At 69.1% G+C, this 13,182-nt stretch carries 16 protein-coding genes; 12 read left to right on the forward strand and 4 right to left on the reverse strand.

Annotation, left to right across the window (positions count from 1 at the left end):
• Window position 1 precedes the first annotated feature (1 nt).
• From ACZ6DL_RS28180 to ACZ6DL_RS28190, 3 genes are all read left to right on the forward strand, one after another.
• Window positions 2-1,051 carry an aldo/keto reductase gene (locus ACZ6DL_RS28180; RefSeq protein WP_466055578.1) on the forward strand — a complete coding sequence of 350 codons (1,050 nt, stop codon included), beginning with the start codon at window positions 2-4 and terminating at the stop codon, window positions 1,049-1,051.
• Window positions 1,052-1,077: 26 nt separating this feature from the next.
• Entirely contained in the window at window positions 1,078-1,374 is a 297-nt protein-coding gene (locus ACZ6DL_RS28185; protein ID WP_466055580.1) for a putative quinol monooxygenase, read from the forward strand.
• 245 nt (window positions 1,375-1,619) lie between these two features.
• The gene (locus ACZ6DL_RS28190) at window positions 1,620-2,261 is read left to right on the forward strand and encodes a class I SAM-dependent DNA methyltransferase (protein ID WP_466055582.1); all 642 of its coding nucleotides are present in this window, start codon (window positions 1,620-1,622) and stop codon (window positions 2,259-2,261) included.
• Between the two features lie 118 nt (window positions 2,262-2,379).
• On the opposite strand, the gene ACZ6DL_RS28195 is transcribed toward ACZ6DL_RS28190, so the two are convergent.
• Together ACZ6DL_RS28195 and ACZ6DL_RS28200 are read right to left on the reverse strand one after the other, a co-directional pair.
• Window positions 2,380-2,559 carry a DUF6011 domain-containing protein gene (locus tag ACZ6DL_RS28195; RefSeq protein ID WP_466055583.1) on the reverse strand — a complete coding sequence of 60 codons (180 nt, stop codon included), beginning with the start codon at window positions 2,557-2,559 and terminating at the stop codon, window positions 2,380-2,382.
• A gap of 76 nt (window positions 2,560-2,635) precedes the next feature.
• Complete coding sequence (locus ACZ6DL_RS28200) at window positions 2,636-3,277, reverse strand: maleylpyruvate isomerase family mycothiol-dependent enzyme (protein ID WP_466055585.1); 642 nt, start codon at window positions 3,275-3,277, stop codon at window positions 2,636-2,638.
• Window positions 3,278-3,349: 72 nt separating this feature from the next.
• On the opposite strand from ACZ6DL_RS28200, the gene ACZ6DL_RS28205 reads away from it, so the two are divergent.
• From ACZ6DL_RS28205 to ACZ6DL_RS28220, 4 genes are all read left to right on the forward strand, one after another.
• Window positions 3,350-4,276 carry a MerR family transcriptional regulator gene (locus ACZ6DL_RS28205; protein ID WP_466055587.1) on the forward strand — a complete coding sequence of 309 codons (927 nt, stop codon included), beginning with the start codon at window positions 3,350-3,352 and terminating at the stop codon, window positions 4,274-4,276.
• A 246-nt stretch (window positions 4,277-4,522) separates the two neighbouring features.
• Window positions 4,523-4,939 carry a hypothetical protein gene (locus tag ACZ6DL_RS28210; RefSeq protein ID WP_466055589.1) on the forward strand — a complete coding sequence of 139 codons (417 nt, stop codon included), beginning with the start codon at window positions 4,523-4,525 and terminating at the stop codon, window positions 4,937-4,939.
• A 169-nt stretch (window positions 4,940-5,108) separates the two neighbouring features.
• The gene (locus tag ACZ6DL_RS28215) at window positions 5,109-6,065 is read left to right on the forward strand and encodes a serine/threonine-protein kinase (protein ID WP_466055591.1); all 957 of its coding nucleotides are present in this window, start codon (window positions 5,109-5,111) and stop codon (window positions 6,063-6,065) included.
• Window positions 6,066-6,178: 113 nt separating this feature from the next.
• Window positions 6,179-6,601, forward strand: a complete 423-nt coding sequence (locus tag ACZ6DL_RS28220; RefSeq protein ID WP_466055593.1) for a hypothetical protein — start codon at window positions 6,179-6,181, stop codon at window positions 6,599-6,601.
• On the opposite strand, the gene ACZ6DL_RS28225 is transcribed toward ACZ6DL_RS28220, so the two are convergent.
• The gene (locus tag ACZ6DL_RS28225; protein WP_466055595.1) at window positions 6,592-7,527 is read right to left on the reverse strand and encodes an SDR family NAD(P)-dependent oxidoreductase; all 936 of its coding nucleotides are present in this window, start codon (window positions 7,525-7,527) and stop codon (window positions 6,592-6,594) included. The genes ACZ6DL_RS28220 and ACZ6DL_RS28225 overlap by 10 nt on opposite strands.
• A gap of 142 nt (window positions 7,528-7,669) precedes the next feature.
• Here ACZ6DL_RS28225 and ACZ6DL_RS28230 point away from each other — a divergent pair, with 142 nt between their 5' ends.
• The gene (locus ACZ6DL_RS28230) at window positions 7,670-8,533 is read left to right on the forward strand and encodes a helix-turn-helix transcriptional regulator (RefSeq protein ID WP_466055597.1); all 864 of its coding nucleotides are present in this window, start codon (window positions 7,670-7,672) and stop codon (window positions 8,531-8,533) included.
• Between the two features lie 199 nt (window positions 8,534-8,732).
• Here ACZ6DL_RS28230 and ACZ6DL_RS28235 read toward each other — a convergent pair whose 3' ends face one another.
• Window positions 8,733-9,344, reverse strand: a complete 612-nt coding sequence (locus ACZ6DL_RS28235; RefSeq protein ID WP_466055599.1) for a TetR/AcrR family transcriptional regulator — start codon at window positions 9,342-9,344, stop codon at window positions 8,733-8,735.
• Window positions 9,345-9,421: 77 nt separating this feature from the next.
• Here ACZ6DL_RS28235 and ACZ6DL_RS28240 point away from each other — a divergent pair, with 77 nt between their 5' ends.
• From ACZ6DL_RS28240 to ACZ6DL_RS28255, 4 genes are all read left to right on the forward strand, one after another.
• Window positions 9,422-10,429, forward strand: coding sequence for a GlxA family transcriptional regulator (locus ACZ6DL_RS28240; RefSeq protein ID WP_466055601.1), 1,008 nt, complete (start codon window positions 9,422-9,424; stop codon window positions 10,427-10,429).
• A gap of 102 nt (window positions 10,430-10,531) precedes the next feature.
• Window positions 10,532-11,254 carry an alpha/beta fold hydrolase gene (locus tag ACZ6DL_RS28245; protein WP_466055603.1) on the forward strand — a complete coding sequence of 241 codons (723 nt, stop codon included), beginning with the start codon at window positions 10,532-10,534 and terminating at the stop codon, window positions 11,252-11,254.
• Window positions 11,255-11,296: 42 nt separating this feature from the next.
• Window positions 11,297-12,262, forward strand: coding sequence for an alpha/beta hydrolase (locus ACZ6DL_RS28250; protein ID WP_466055605.1), 966 nt, complete (start codon window positions 11,297-11,299; stop codon window positions 12,260-12,262).
• 19 nt (window positions 12,263-12,281) lie between these two features.
• Window positions 12,282-13,004, forward strand: a complete 723-nt coding sequence (locus tag ACZ6DL_RS28255; RefSeq protein ID WP_466055607.1) for an alpha/beta hydrolase — start codon at window positions 12,282-12,284, stop codon at window positions 13,002-13,004.
• Window positions 13,005-13,182: the final 178 nt, after the last annotated feature.

Consider the following 13,182-nt stretch of genomic DNA (forward strand, 5'->3'; position numbering starts at 1 on the left):
AATGACCAACCTGACCCCGATCCCCCTCGGCACCACCGGCATGGACATCACCCGACTCGGCTTCGGTTCGTGGGCCGTTTCCGGCTCGGGCTGGAGCTTCAGCTGGGGCGCCACGGACGACGCCGAGTCGGTCGCCGCGATCCGCCACGCGCTGGACGCGGGCGTCAACTGGATCGACACCGCCGCGGTGTACGGCCTGGGCCATTCGGAGGAACTGGTGGGCAAGGCCGTCTCCGGCCTGCCGCAGGCCGACCGCCCGTACCTTTTCACCAAGGTCGGCCTGGTCTGGGACCCGGAGAATCCGTCGGCCGCGCCTCGGCGGATCATGAAGCCCGCCAGCGTGCGCCGCGAGGTCGAAGACTCCCTGCGGCGGCTGGGCGTCGACCACATCGACCTCTACCAGGTGCACTATCCCGACACCGGCGAATCGCTGGAGTACGCAGGCGGCGGGTTCGGCGCGGTGTCGCCGAACGCCACCCCACTGGAGGAGTACTGGCAGGTCATGGCCGACCTGAAGGCCGAGGGCAAGGTCCGGGCCATCGGATTGTCCAATCACACGCCCGATCTGCTCGAGGCCGCCGAACAGATCGCGCACGTCGACGTCATCCAGCCGCCGTTCTCGGCGATCAACCGGTCGTCCGCCGCCGAGATCGCCTGGGCACGCGCGCACGAGACCGGCGTGATCGTCTACTCGCCGCTGCAATCCGGCCTGCTCACCGGGGCCTTTTCCGCCGAGCGGGTGGCCGGTCTGCCCGCCGAGGACTGGCGGAGGGCTCACCACGACTTCACCACCGGCCTGACCGCCAACCTCCAGTTGGCGGACACGCTGCGCCCCATCGCCGCACGGCACGGCGCCACCGTCGCCGAGGTGGCCATCGCCTGGGTGCTGGCCTGGCCCGGTATCACCGGAGCCATCGTCGGCGCACGCAGGTCCGACCAGGTCGACGGCTGGATCGGCGCGGAGTCGGTGGCGTTGACGCCGTCGGACCTGGCCGAGATCGCCGCCGCGATCACCTCCTCCGGCGCGGGCACCGGTCCCGCTCGGCCGTGAAAACCTCTACCGCACAGGAGATCACCATGTCGCTGACCGTCATCGCCGAGTGCCTGGCCGCGCCCGGGCAAGAGGATCGCCTTCGCACCGCGCTGGAGGCGATGATCGAGCCTTCGCTGGAGGAGCCCGGCTGCCTGGATTACCAGCCCTACCTCGACCCGAACCACGCCGGCCGGATGGTGATCGTCGAGGAGTGGACCAGCGCGCAGGCCCTCGACGAACACTTCACGACCGCGCACTTCCGACACGTGAAGCAGGTGCTCGAATTCGTGCTCGCCGAGCCGATGGTCATCCGCAAACTGGTCGCCGCCTCCACCGGGTGAACGTCGAGAACCCCGCGCCGGAACCCCGACCGGCAATGGCCATGTCGCGGGTCGGGGTTCCGGAACGGGGCGAGACAACGGATTCGAAGTGGCCCACAGGCCGGGAGCGATTCGCCGTTGCAGGGCGGAGCCGAGGTTGCGGATATCTGGCGTGGTGCGAGTCGGAACCTGGATGTTGTTGCTAGACAGATTATTTGGCGTGCTACCTGAAGTCGTAGTGTTCGGAGGCCCTAGTGTGCTCGCTTGTGATCGAACCCTCCTCGCACCTTCGCGCGACGGCAGATGCCTACGATGCCGTCGCCGTCCGCTATGCCGAACTCCCCCGCGACGATCTCGAGGCCATCGCACTGGATCGCGCGGTGCTCGCCGCGTTCGCCGAGCTCGCACGGAGCGCTGATCCCGGACTCGTCGCCGAACTCGGGTGCGGCCCCGGACCGGTGACCGCGCACCTGCGAGACCTGGGACTGGACGTCTTCGGCGTCGACCTGTCACCGGTAATGATCGCGCTTGCCCGCGAGACCTACCCGCAGTTGCGGTTCGAGGTCGGTTCCATGGACGCCTTGGACCTGGGTGACGGCGAGCTGCGCGGCATCGTGTCCTGGTACTCGGTCATCCACGCCCCGCCGCAGGTCATCCCCTCGTACTTCGCCGAGTTCCATCGGGTGCTCGCCGCTGGTGGACACCTATTGCTCGCGTTCTTCGAATCGGAGAACGAGCCGGTGACGGTGTTCGACCACAAAGTGACGGCAGCCTACCGGTGGCCGATCGACGACCTCGCCAGGCTGGCCCGCGCAGCCGGATTCATCGAAATCGGCCGGATGCTGCGTGAACCGTGCGAGAACGAGCGGTTCCGCCGGGGCCATCTGCTGATGCGCCGAGGCGGATGACCCGCCTGGAACACCGGCGCAAGACGGCGACCGGCGCAGCGGTTGCGATCGGCCGCCGTCATGCGCGGCCGACCCGTGGACGATCAGCCGAGGTTGTCGACTGGCGACCGCATCACACTCACGCCGCGACCTCGAACAATGTCAGTTCTGCCGAATTCAGCGTGGACTCGGCGCGCTCCCGGGCGGCGCAGGTCGGTCCGATTCCCTGGGCGACCGATTGCGGCGACAGGAGCCAACCGTGACAGCGACGGCAATGGGCGACCAGTCGCACCGTGGGGCGGTCATCAATGGTGGCCACTTCGTTCTCCTCTGGCCAGGCGACTACGTCGTCAGTTTGGCACGAGGCACCGACACGAACTCCGAATTCTTCTCGGCTACCGGGTGTTCAGTCGCGGGACGCCCTCGCCCGTGAGGTGTTCCTGCCCGGCACGGCGACCGGTGACCAGCAGGAGCAGTGCGGCGGCCGGGCCTTCGACGAGAGGTCCCGAGCCGACGGCCCATCCGGTGTCGGTGGCGACGAGGTGATACCGGAACAGCTCGCGGGATCGGAAACCACCCGTGGCCCAGATTCTTTCGAGAGCCGATCGCGCGGCATCGACGGGCATCTGCCGGGTGATGCCGAGGGGCACCGCGATGTCCTGGCCGTGTACCAGCAGGTCCATCAGTCGATCGGCGGCGGTGGTGCCGATCGGCGTCGAGCGCAGAGTGATTCCCTCGCGCAGCGCGGCGAGCAACTGGTTCGGCGTGGTGCGGTCGGCGAGACGGATCGCGGTCTCCCGGATGGCGCGGTCGAAGTTACCACGGGCGCGGAGCACGTTGACCAGAATCCAGCCGAGGCCGGGGTTCGCGGAGAGCACGATGTGGGCGACCACATCACGGACCCGCCAGCCCTCGCACAGGGAACCGTGGTTCCAGTCGGACTCCGGCAGAGACTCCAGCAGTTCGATCAAACTCGCCCGTTCAGCGGCGACCGCTCGCCACATCTGGTCGGTGGTCATCGTCGCGCTACCGGTCATCAGCGTGCTCCTTCTCAGCGGGGGTGGTTCCAGTACGGTAGGAACTCCACCCAGGTGGAGGTTCCAGCGATTGTGACCGACGACACACGAGATACCGGCTCGGTGAGCATCGGGGAGTTGTCGCGACTGACCGCCGTGCCGGTCCGGACGATCCGCTTCTATTGCGATCACGAGATCTTGGATTCGCGCCGCACCACCGGCGGGCACCGGATCTTCGATCGCGGCACCGCGGTCGATCGGCTGCTGTTGGTGCGCAGGCTGCGTGCGCTCGGCGTCTCGTTGACCGCGATAGCGGACGTCCTCGCGGGCATCGTCTCCCTCGCCGACGCGGTCGCCGCCGAACGTCGTGCGCTGGACATCGAACTGGCCACGTTGACCTGGCGGCGTGCCTCATTGCGGGCTGTCGAAGACGCCGCGTCGACCCAACGAGCCGCTCGCTTGGAAGCACTGGCCGCTGTCCAGGACCGCCACCGCACACACGACGCGATCGTGGCGTTCTGGCGACGCGTACTCACTCCCATCCCACCGGGCCTGCTCGACGAGTTCGTCGCGATGAACGTGCCCGGCCTACCGGACGACCCCCCTGCCCACCACATCGCCGCCTACGCCGAACTGGTCTCTCTCACCGCCGATCCCGCGCTCCACGTGGCTATGTCACGCCAGTTCTGGCGATCGAACCGGACCGTCATCCGCCACCGGCGTGAACTCCTCACCGGGGTCGCTCAGGCATGCCAGGCCGCCGGTCACCGGCTGCTCACCCACCAGCCACCTCGGCCCGGCCCCGAGCTCGACCAGTTCGTCGACGCCCACGCCGCCGCCCGCGGCACCCGCGACACACCACAGTTCCGCCACGAACTGCTCAGCGGCGCGACCGACACCGATCACCGCATCCACCGTTACTGGCACCTCACCGACCGGATCACCGCCACCCCCACCGTCGGCGCCGCGCATCATTGGCTCTACCTCGCACTCACCCGATCCGTCGACGCATCCGGCTGACCGCGCGGCGCCGGGAGCACCTCGACGTCCGCGCCTCGCCTCGCCGCAGCCGGCCGACACGTTCATCCCGGGGGAACTTCGCTGACCTGGAGAGCCGAGGCGCGGCAAGCGGCGACGGCGACCGGACGTGGACGACACCCGGGAGGCGATGTCGTTGCCCTCCGTCAACGCAGGTCCGGCCGCATAGCTGCCGATTAATCGCAGCCGCATGAGATCTCGCACACGTCCTGAGGAAAGATGATGGCCATGACCGCATCTCGACTGTTTCGTTCGTTGGTGGGTGCCGTGCCCGCGGTGCTCGCCGTCGTCAGCTTCACCGCGGCCGGAGGGGCCGCGACCGCCCAAGCCGCGCCCGGCATTCCTTCGGTCCCCGGTGTCGTGCAGCGCCTGCAGATCGCCCCTGGCCAGAACCACATCGATGCCAGTGGCAACGTCGCCCAGGGCAAGGCCGACAGCTACTCCGTCGCCACGGCGCCGGGGCAGCGCCTGAGCTTCGACGTCACCGGCAATGCCCGCGTCTCGGTGGCCCCGCTGATCGGGCCGCAGGTCGCCAACGAGGTCCCGCATGCCGATCTCGTCGCCGACGGCAACGACTACCAGGTCGTCGTCTCCTCCGCCGACGGCGGGCCGGCCGCCTACACCCTGACGGTCACCGCCGTCTGACGCCCACCCTGTTGCCTGCCGGCCTGAGGTGTTGGCACCACAAACCTTCAGGTCGGCGGGAAGCATGCCCACTGGCTCCGACAGACACCTGCCGCCATGGGGCAGTGCCGTTGGGCACACGTAGGCAAACCCCGGCGTGCGAGGCCTTGCGGCGAACTATGGTGAGGCGGTGCTGCTAGAACCAGGTGACCAGTTCGCGGGATTCATCGTGCGGGGCCCGCTCGGACACGGGGGCAGCAGCGCGGTATACCTGGCCGAGGATCCGGAATGGTCGCGGCCGGTGTCGCTGAAGATCCTGGGGCCAGAAGACAGCCGATCGCCCGAGGCGCGCGCTCGATTCGTGCACGAGTTCGACATCTTGTCGGCGCTGCGGCACCCCGACATCGTGCGCATGTATACGCACGGTGAAACCGACGGCAGGCTGTGGTCGGCGCACGAGTACGTGGCAGGTGCGACGGGTTCGACGTTGGTGCCGCATCGGCACCCCGATCTCCTGCAGGTGCTCCACGTACTGAGGCATGTCGCGGCCGGACTGGACTTCGCCCACGCCAACGGGGTGGTCCATCTCGACGTGAAGCCGGCGAACGTACTGGTCGGGACGGACGAGCCCACGACGGTCAAGATCTCGGACTTCGATTCGGCCCGGTGGCTGCACCGGCCCGAACCGCCTTTGTCATCCAATGGTTTCGTCGTCGTTTCGGTGCCCTACGCCGCGCCGGAGTTGCTGCGAGCGGACACCGTGTCGCCTGCGACGGACCAGTACGCACTGGCCTGTTCGGCCATCGAACTGCTCACCGGTCACACCCCGTTCGCTCGCGCGAACCTCATGGCCACCGCCGAGGCCCAGTTGCACGAGCCGCCTCCCACGCTCTCCGCGCGCCATCGCTGGATCCCGCCCGAAGTCGACGCGATACTGCACCGGTCGCTCGCCAAGGACCCCGGTGACCGCTACGACTCGTGCGGCGAGCCCATCCGCCTGCTCACCGAGGCCCTCCGCGACATCGATCCCCGGCCCCTCGCCCCCATACTGAACCGCTTGAAAGTGACGTTCACTCGATCGCAGCTGAGGAATCTCACCGTCGGACGGATCGGTGGCAAAGCGTTCAGCGATCGCCTCATGCGCTGAGGAAGGTAGTGCCGTTCTCAACCATCCACTCGCCCCGAACCCTCGCCCGCACGTGGTGCGGTGGTTTTGCCGGTTTCCTTGCGATCAGGCGGTGCGGCGGTCACGCTGAAAGTATGCGGACCCGCGATATCGAGGTCGGGTGCACCTATATGGTGCTGGTCCCGCAGCGCCTGCCGCGCAGTCGATACCCCGATTGCGACCAGCCGGGCTCGCTCACTTGGGCATGGTCGTGGCTGCGCGGCGGCCGGTTCCGGCTCACTGTCACCGGGATCGATCACACCAGCTATCCGACCACCGTCGAGGGCCTGCGAATCACCGCGAATTCGCGCATCGCCGTGATGCTGACTCCCGAACAAGCCGATGCCCTCGGATTGCCGGACGGGGTGTTCCGGGTGCGCGGGACCTTGTTCGACGGCGAGGACCGGCCCGTGCGCCTGCCCGAGGTCGAACCGCTGCGGGTCCCGGCCCGCTGGCTACGACCGGTCGAGCAGCCCTGCTTCACGCACCGCGACATCGACTGCTTCCCCTATTTGTGAGCCGAGCCGCGATCGGGCGCGATGAAACGCTCCAGAGCTTCCCAGAGTTCGGCTTCGCGCCGCGGGTCGTACGACTCCTCCGACGAGCGGGCCACCCGGTCGCGGTCGACATAGGCGCCGGTCGGCGCGGCGGTGGCGCCGAGGACGACGTCCGCGAGACAGCGCCCGGCGGCGGCGCGGCTGGTCGCGAACCGCGTGCGGGTCAGCAGCGGCAGGATACGGCGCATCGCGAACCGGGACGCCGGACCCGCGTTGCGGGCGAGGTCGGTGCCGGGCACGAACCCCGGGTTGAAGCCGACGGCATCGATCCCGGCCCGCAGGCGGCGCGCGTACTCGTGCACGAGGTAGATGGCGGCGAGTTTGCTCGTCGAATAGGCGGTGCGTCCGGCGGCGGTGCCGCGCGGCTCGGGAAACGCGCCAGGACGGGCGAGGACATCAGGCGACCGCCAGACCGGGCCGGGCACCATGCCCAAGTTGTGCGCGAAGTCGCCGAAATGGGTGTCGCTCACCGTGATCACAATCCGGGCCGGGGTGTGGAAGCGGTCCTCCAGCAGGCGGACGAACAGATGGTTGGCGAGCACGTTGACGGCGAAGGTGGACTCGAATCCGCCGGGCCCCTCGGTGAGCGCGTTCGTGTATTGGATCCCCGCGTTGCCCACGAAACCGTGCAGCGGCGGCAGCTCGCCCCGGTCGAGCCTGCCGCGGATCTCGATCGCGGCAGAACGCACACTGTCCGGCACGCCGAGGTCAACGGCGACATGCGATACCCGGCGCCCCGTCCCGCCGAGTTCGGCGGCCAGTCGTGCGCCGGTGGACCCGCGGGCGGCGACGACGAGATGCGCCTGCGGCGCCTCCCGGAGAATGCGCTCCGCGGCGACACGGCCGATCCCGCGACTCGCCCCGGTCATCACGATGGTCGACGGCATGGGAACCTCCCGCATTGGTTTCCGACGGCCCGGTCGGGCGTCTCCATAGTCACCGCCGCGGCCCTCGGCAACCAGTGCCACGCCCGTCAACTGGACTGGCAGTACCCAGGCTGGTCCGGCGCACAGCGGCGAGAATGAAGGCGTGACTTCCGCTCGCTCCGATTTCGGCGAACTCCTGCATACCTGGCGGGATCGCCTCTCGCCTGCCGACGCCGGCTTCGCGGTGACGCGCGGCCGCCGCGCTCCGGGACTGCGCCGGGAGGAACTCGCTCAGCTGGCCGGGCTCTCGGTGGACTACATCTTGCGCTTGGAGCAAGGCCGGGCGCGTAACCCTTCGGCGCAGGTGGTCGGCGCCCTCGCGCGAGCGCTGCAGCTCTCCCGGGCCGAGCGCGACGAGCTGTACCGCGGAGCCGGGCTCCTGCCGCCCCAGGACGGGACGATCGGCACGCACGTGCCCCCGGGCATTCAACGGCTCACCGCACGTCTCGGCGACGTCCCGATCGGGGTCTTCGCCGCCGACTGGACGCTCGTGTGGTGGAACGGCATGTGGAGCGCCCTGCACGGTGATCCCTCGATGGTCCCGGCCGGTGAGCGAAACCTGGCGCGGGCCGTTTTCGGCGCGGGCGCGGCGCGCGCCTCGGTCCGTCCCTTCCGGTCCGACCGCGCGGAAGGCTCGTTCGCGGCCTCGATCGTCGCCGATCTGAAGGACGCGGCGTCCCGCTACCCCGCCGACGCCCGGCTCGATCGCCTCGTCCGAGATCTGCGGGCCACGTCCGAGGCCTTCGCCCAGCTCTGGACGACGGCGACCGCGTCCCAGCACACGAGCGACCGGAAGACGATCCGACATCCTGAGATCGGCGACATCTCCCTCGACTGCGACGTCCTCGTCGTCCCGGGTGCGGACCTCCGCATGGTCACTTATACGGCCGCGGCCGGAAGCGACGACGCGGGGAGGCTCGATCTGCTCCGCGTCACGAACGGCCGGGCGGCGGGCACCCTTCCCTGAACCAGGGCGGGCCGGACGACGAGGTCACCTCATGAGGCGCTCGCTGCGCGGCAGGCCGAGGTACGCCCGACGGCCGAAGGATCCAGCGCGGCGGCGTCCTGCGCTTCGCGCTCCGACGCGGGATCGACAAGCCGACGCGCGCGGGGCGCTCACCTGCACTCGGGCCGAGACAGATGGCGGCCGATGTCCTCGACCCGGGTCAGTGCACGAGCTGGTCGGCCCAGGCCGGTGGCAGCGCCGCACTCGACACATCGGCGATCTCGTGCAGCCGCTGCGCGGGAAATCCCAGGCGGCTCAATTGGATCAGCCCCTGGGCGACCACCACGACATTGGCGCTGACGGCCGAGAGCGTGGCTTCGTCGTCGTCTCCGGCCTCGCGCATCGCGGGTCGCAGCCGGTCGGCGACGCCCTGTTCCATCTCCGTGGTGGTCCGGCTGCCGATGGTGGAAACTTCGGGGATCCGGCCGGCGAGCTGGGCGATGCTGTTGATCATCAGGCAACCGCGCCGATCCGGCTGCGCGGCGCAGTCTTCGATGATCGCCTGGTACAGCCCGCGCACCGCGGAGCGGGCCGAACCGCGCGCCGAACCGATGGCCTCGCGGACCAGACGCGTGCGGCGCTGGCAATAACGTTCGAACGCGGCCAGGAACAGACCCTGTTTGCTGCCGTAGGCGGCATAGATGCTTCCGTTCCCGACGCCGGTCGCCAGCGAGACGTCCTCCACCGATGTGCTGTCGAAACCCTTCGACCAGAACAGCTCGGTCGCGGCGTCGAGCAGGTTCGATTCGTCGAACTGGCGCGGCCGTCCCATGGGCTCACCGTACCAATCGGTGTGCGAGGTCCGGCACATCACTTGTTCTGGAGCCGTACCTCCATAATACTGTTGACATGTCCTACAACTTCGCCGCTCCGCCCAGCAAACGTGTGGGCATCCTGGTCTTCGACGGCGTGAAGATGCTCGACTTCGTCGGGCCCGCGGAGGTGTTCGTCGAGGCGAACCAGTCGGTGGCGGGGTACGAGGTGGTCCTGGTCTCGGCCGATGGCAAGGACGCGCAGACCTCGATCGGCGCGCGAGTCGAGGTGAGCTGCGCGGCCGAGGACTCGGGCCGCTTCGATACGGTGGTGATCCCGGGAAGCGAGCTGCCGCCCGGCAAATTCGTGACTCCCGAGGTTCTTGCCGCCGCGCGGCATCTCTCCTGCAACACGCGGCGGCTGGCGTCCATCTGCAGCGGCGCGTTCGTGCTGGCCGATCTGGGCCTGTTCGACGGCAGGCGGGCGACCACCCACTGGAAGTTCGCGACCGAACTGGCGCGGCGCTACCCGTCCATCGAGGTGGATCCGGACGCGATCTTCGTGCGGGACGGCAATCTGTACAGCTCGGCGGGCGTCGCGGCGGGCGTCGATCTGGCGCTGGCGCTGGTCGAAGAGGATCACGGCGCCGACGTCACCCGGCATGTGGCCCAGTCGCTGGTGGTGCACATGCAGCGCGCGGGCGGTCAATCCCAGTTCTCCGCGTCGCTGAGCGGACCGGCGCCGCGCAGCCCGCTGGTTCGCGGAGTCGTGGACCTCATCTGCGCCGACCCGGCGTATCCGCACACCGTCCAGACGCTGGCCGCCCACGCACGCGTCAGCGTCCGGCATCTGACCCGGCTGTTCCGCGCGGAACTCGAACGCTCGCCCGCGGAGTACGTCGCGTTCATCCGTTTCGGGACGGCCCGGGACATGCTGCACGCCGGATACAGCGTGACGGAGGCCGCCATGGCCGCGGGCTACGGCACCAGCGAGGCGTTGCGCCGCGCGTTCGTGACCCGTCTGGGCATCTCCCCGCGCAAGTACCAGCAGCGCTTCCGGTCGACCGCCCGCACGGATCTGGTGATGGAGCAGGCCGTGTCCTGATCGGAGGCTTTTGCGGCCCGTGGGGAGGGGCGCGGAGCGGGGCGTGCGATCCAGACTGAGTCGGCCGCAGCGCCACTTGCGAGCGCTGGAGAAAGGAACACCATGTCTGCCCCGGCAAGTCCGACCATCGTCCTGGTGCACGGCGCCTTCGCCGACGCCGCGAGCTGGGCCCCCGTCACCGAACGGCTGCTCGACCGAGGCCATCGCGTCCTGGTTCCCCCGGTGTTCAATCGCAGCCTGTCGGCCGACGCGGCCTACATCAAATCGTTCGTGGAGCAGATCGACGGGCCCGTGCTGCTGGCCGGGCATTCCTATGGCGGGGCGGTCATCACCGTGGCCGGCGTCGCCGACAACGTCGTGGGCTTGGTCTACGTGTCCGGCTATGCCCTGGAGGAAGGCGAGAGCCTCGGGCAGTTGCAGGGCGGATTCCCGGATTCCGACCTGGCGGCCAACCTCGTCTACGCGCCGTACCCGATCGAGGGCGCCGAGCCCGGCACGGACGTCTCGGTCGACATCGCCGCCTTCCCCGCGATCTTCGCCGCCGGCCTCGATCCGGCGAAGGCCGCGGTCCTCGCGGTCTCGCAACGGCCGTTGTCGGCGATCGCGTTCGGCGAGCCCGCCGCGGCGGCCGCGTGGAAGACGAAACCGGCGTGGGGCATCGTGTCCAGCGCCGACCACACGATCAATCCCGACGTCGAGCGATTCGGCTACAAGCGTGCCGGATTCCGCGCCGTGGTCGAGATCGACGGACCACACCTGGTGATGCAGACCCACCCCGACGAGGTCGTCGCCGTCATCACCGACGCGATCGCCCACTCGGCCTGAGCCACAACAGTTCCCACCACCCTTTACGAGAGAGGCACGATCATGTCAGGAAACCCGCTGGGCATCTCGCTCGAACCGGCGGCGCAGGAGTTCGTCGACGCGACCTCGCAGCCGCCGTTCCTCTACCAGCTCGCGCCCGAGGAGGGCCGCAAAGCGGTGGACTCCGTGCAGGACGCGCCGATCTTCAAGCCCGAGATCGACGAGGAGTGGATCACCGTCGAGGGCGGGCCGACCGGCTCGGTGCGCGTCCGGATCGTCAAGCCGCAGGGCGTCACCGAGACGCTGCCGGTGATCGTCTACACCCACGGCGCGGGATGGGTGTTCGGCGACGCGCATACCCATGACCGCCTGGTGCGCGATCTCGCCGTAGGCGCGGGCGCCGCCGTGGTGTTCCCCGAATACGATCGGTCGCCGGATGTGCGCTACCCCGTGGCCAACGAGCAGTCCTACCGTGTTGCCCAGTGGGTCACCGCCAACGGCGCGGAGAAGGGCCTCGACTCGTCCCGGATCGCGATCGCGGGTGACTCGGTCGGCGGCAACATGGCCATCGCGCTGACCCTGATGGCCAAGGAGCGCGGCGACGTCTCCTTCGTGCAGCAGGTGCTGTTCTACCCGGTGACCGACGCCAACTTCGACACCGGCTCCTACCAGCAGTTCGCCGAGGGGTACTTCCTCACGCGCGAGGGCATGAAGTGGTTCTGGGATCAGTACACCACCAGCGCGGACGAGCGCGCGCAGATCACCGTGTCGCCGCTGCGCGCGACCACCGAGCAGCTGGCCGGGCTGCCGCCCGCGCTGGTGATCACCGCCGAAGCCGATGTGCTGCGCGACGAGGGCGAGGCCTTCGCGGGCAAGTTGCGCGCCGCGGGCGTGCCGGTCACGCAGGTGCGCTACGGCGGCATCGTCCACGACTTCGTGATGGTCAACTCGCTGCACGACACCCATGCCGCCAAGGCCGCGGTAGCGCAGGCCGTCGCGACGCTGCGGTCCGCCCTGCATCCCGCCTGACCCCGAAGGAACCACACTCGTGAGCACCGATACTTCCGCGCCGACCATCGTGCTGGTCCACGGTGCGTTCGCCGACTCCTCCAGTTGGAACGGGGTTGTCGAACGACTGCGCGCCCAAGGGCATTCCGTCATCGCGGCCGCCAACCCACTGCGCGGCCTCGACAGCGACGCCGCCTATGTGGCCTCGGTTCTCGACTCCGTGGAAGGGCCGTGCGTTCTGGTCGGCCATTCCTACGGCGGGAGCGTCATCACGGTCGCCGCCGCTGGGAAGTCGAATGTCGAAGCGCTCGTCTACATCGCCGCGTTCATCCCCGACGAGGGCGAGAGCGCGTTGCAGTTGACGGACAAGTTCCCCGGATCGACGCTCGGCCCGACCACCCGGCCCGCCTCCTACCCGCTTCCCGACGGGGGCACCGGTACCGAGCTCTACATCCGGCAAGAGGAATTCCACCAGCAGTTCGCCGCCGACGTGCCCGCCGCCACCGCCGAACTGATGGCCGCGACCCAGCGGCCGGTGGCCTTGGACGCTTTGCAACAGCCCGCGACCGCCACCGCCTGGCGGGGTATCCGGTCGTTCGCGCTGATCACCGGCGAGGACAAGAACATTCCGGTGGAAGCGCAGCGATTCATGGCCCAGCGGGCGGGAGCCGAGGCTGTCGAGGTGGCGGCCTCACACGCGGTATCGGTGTCCACGCCTGACGTCGTCGCCGCCCTGGTCGCCCGAGCGGCGGCAGGCGAGTAGTACGGCCTCGGTAGCCCCGCGCGGCAGGGATCTCGCTCCGCGCGGGCTACTGAGACCGTCGTCGGTCAGGACATGAAACTGTGATCCGATCTGCTCTACGAACCGGGACGGACGCCGAATCGATGACGACCGTCAGCGGGGCATCGGATTCGTTGATCATCGAGCCCGCGCAGGACGC

This window comes from Nocardia sp. NPDC041819 (genome assembly GCF_055590505.1).

Coding starts and splice junctions, on each gene's coding strand:
- ACZ6DL_RS28220 (WP_466055593.1), top strand. CDS start 6,179: ATGCGGACCCGCGATATCGAGGTCGGGTGCACCTATATGGTGCTGGTC.
- ACZ6DL_RS28200 (WP_466055585.1), bottom strand. CDS start 3,277: ATGACCGGTAGCGCGACGATGACCACCGACCAGATGTGGCGAGCGGTC.
- ACZ6DL_RS28235 (WP_466055599.1), bottom strand. CDS start 9,344: ATGGGACGGCCGCGCCAGTTCGACGAATCGAACCTGCTCGACGCCGCG.
- ACZ6DL_RS28210 (WP_466055589.1), top strand. CDS start 4,523: ATGACCGCATCTCGACTGTTTCGTTCGTTGGTGGGTGCCGTGCCCGCG.
- ACZ6DL_RS28250 (WP_466055605.1), top strand. CDS start 11,297: ATGTCAGGAAACCCGCTGGGCATCTCGCTCGAACCGGCGGCGCAGGAG.
- ACZ6DL_RS28245 (WP_466055603.1), top strand. CDS start 10,532: ATGTCTGCCCCGGCAAGTCCGACCATCGTCCTGGTGCACGGCGCCTTC.
- ACZ6DL_RS28240 (WP_466055601.1), top strand. CDS start 9,422: ATGTCCTACAACTTCGCCGCTCCGCCCAGCAAACGTGTGGGCATCCTG.
- ACZ6DL_RS28225 (WP_466055595.1), bottom strand. CDS start 7,527: ATGCCGTCGACCATCGTGATGACCGGGGCGAGTCGCGGGATCGGCCGT.
- ACZ6DL_RS28180 (WP_466055578.1), top strand. CDS start 2: ATGACCAACCTGACCCCGATCCCCCTCGGCACCACCGGCATGGACATC.
- ACZ6DL_RS28185 (WP_466055580.1), top strand. CDS start 1,078: ATGTCGCTGACCGTCATCGCCGAGTGCCTGGCCGCGCCCGGGCAAGAG.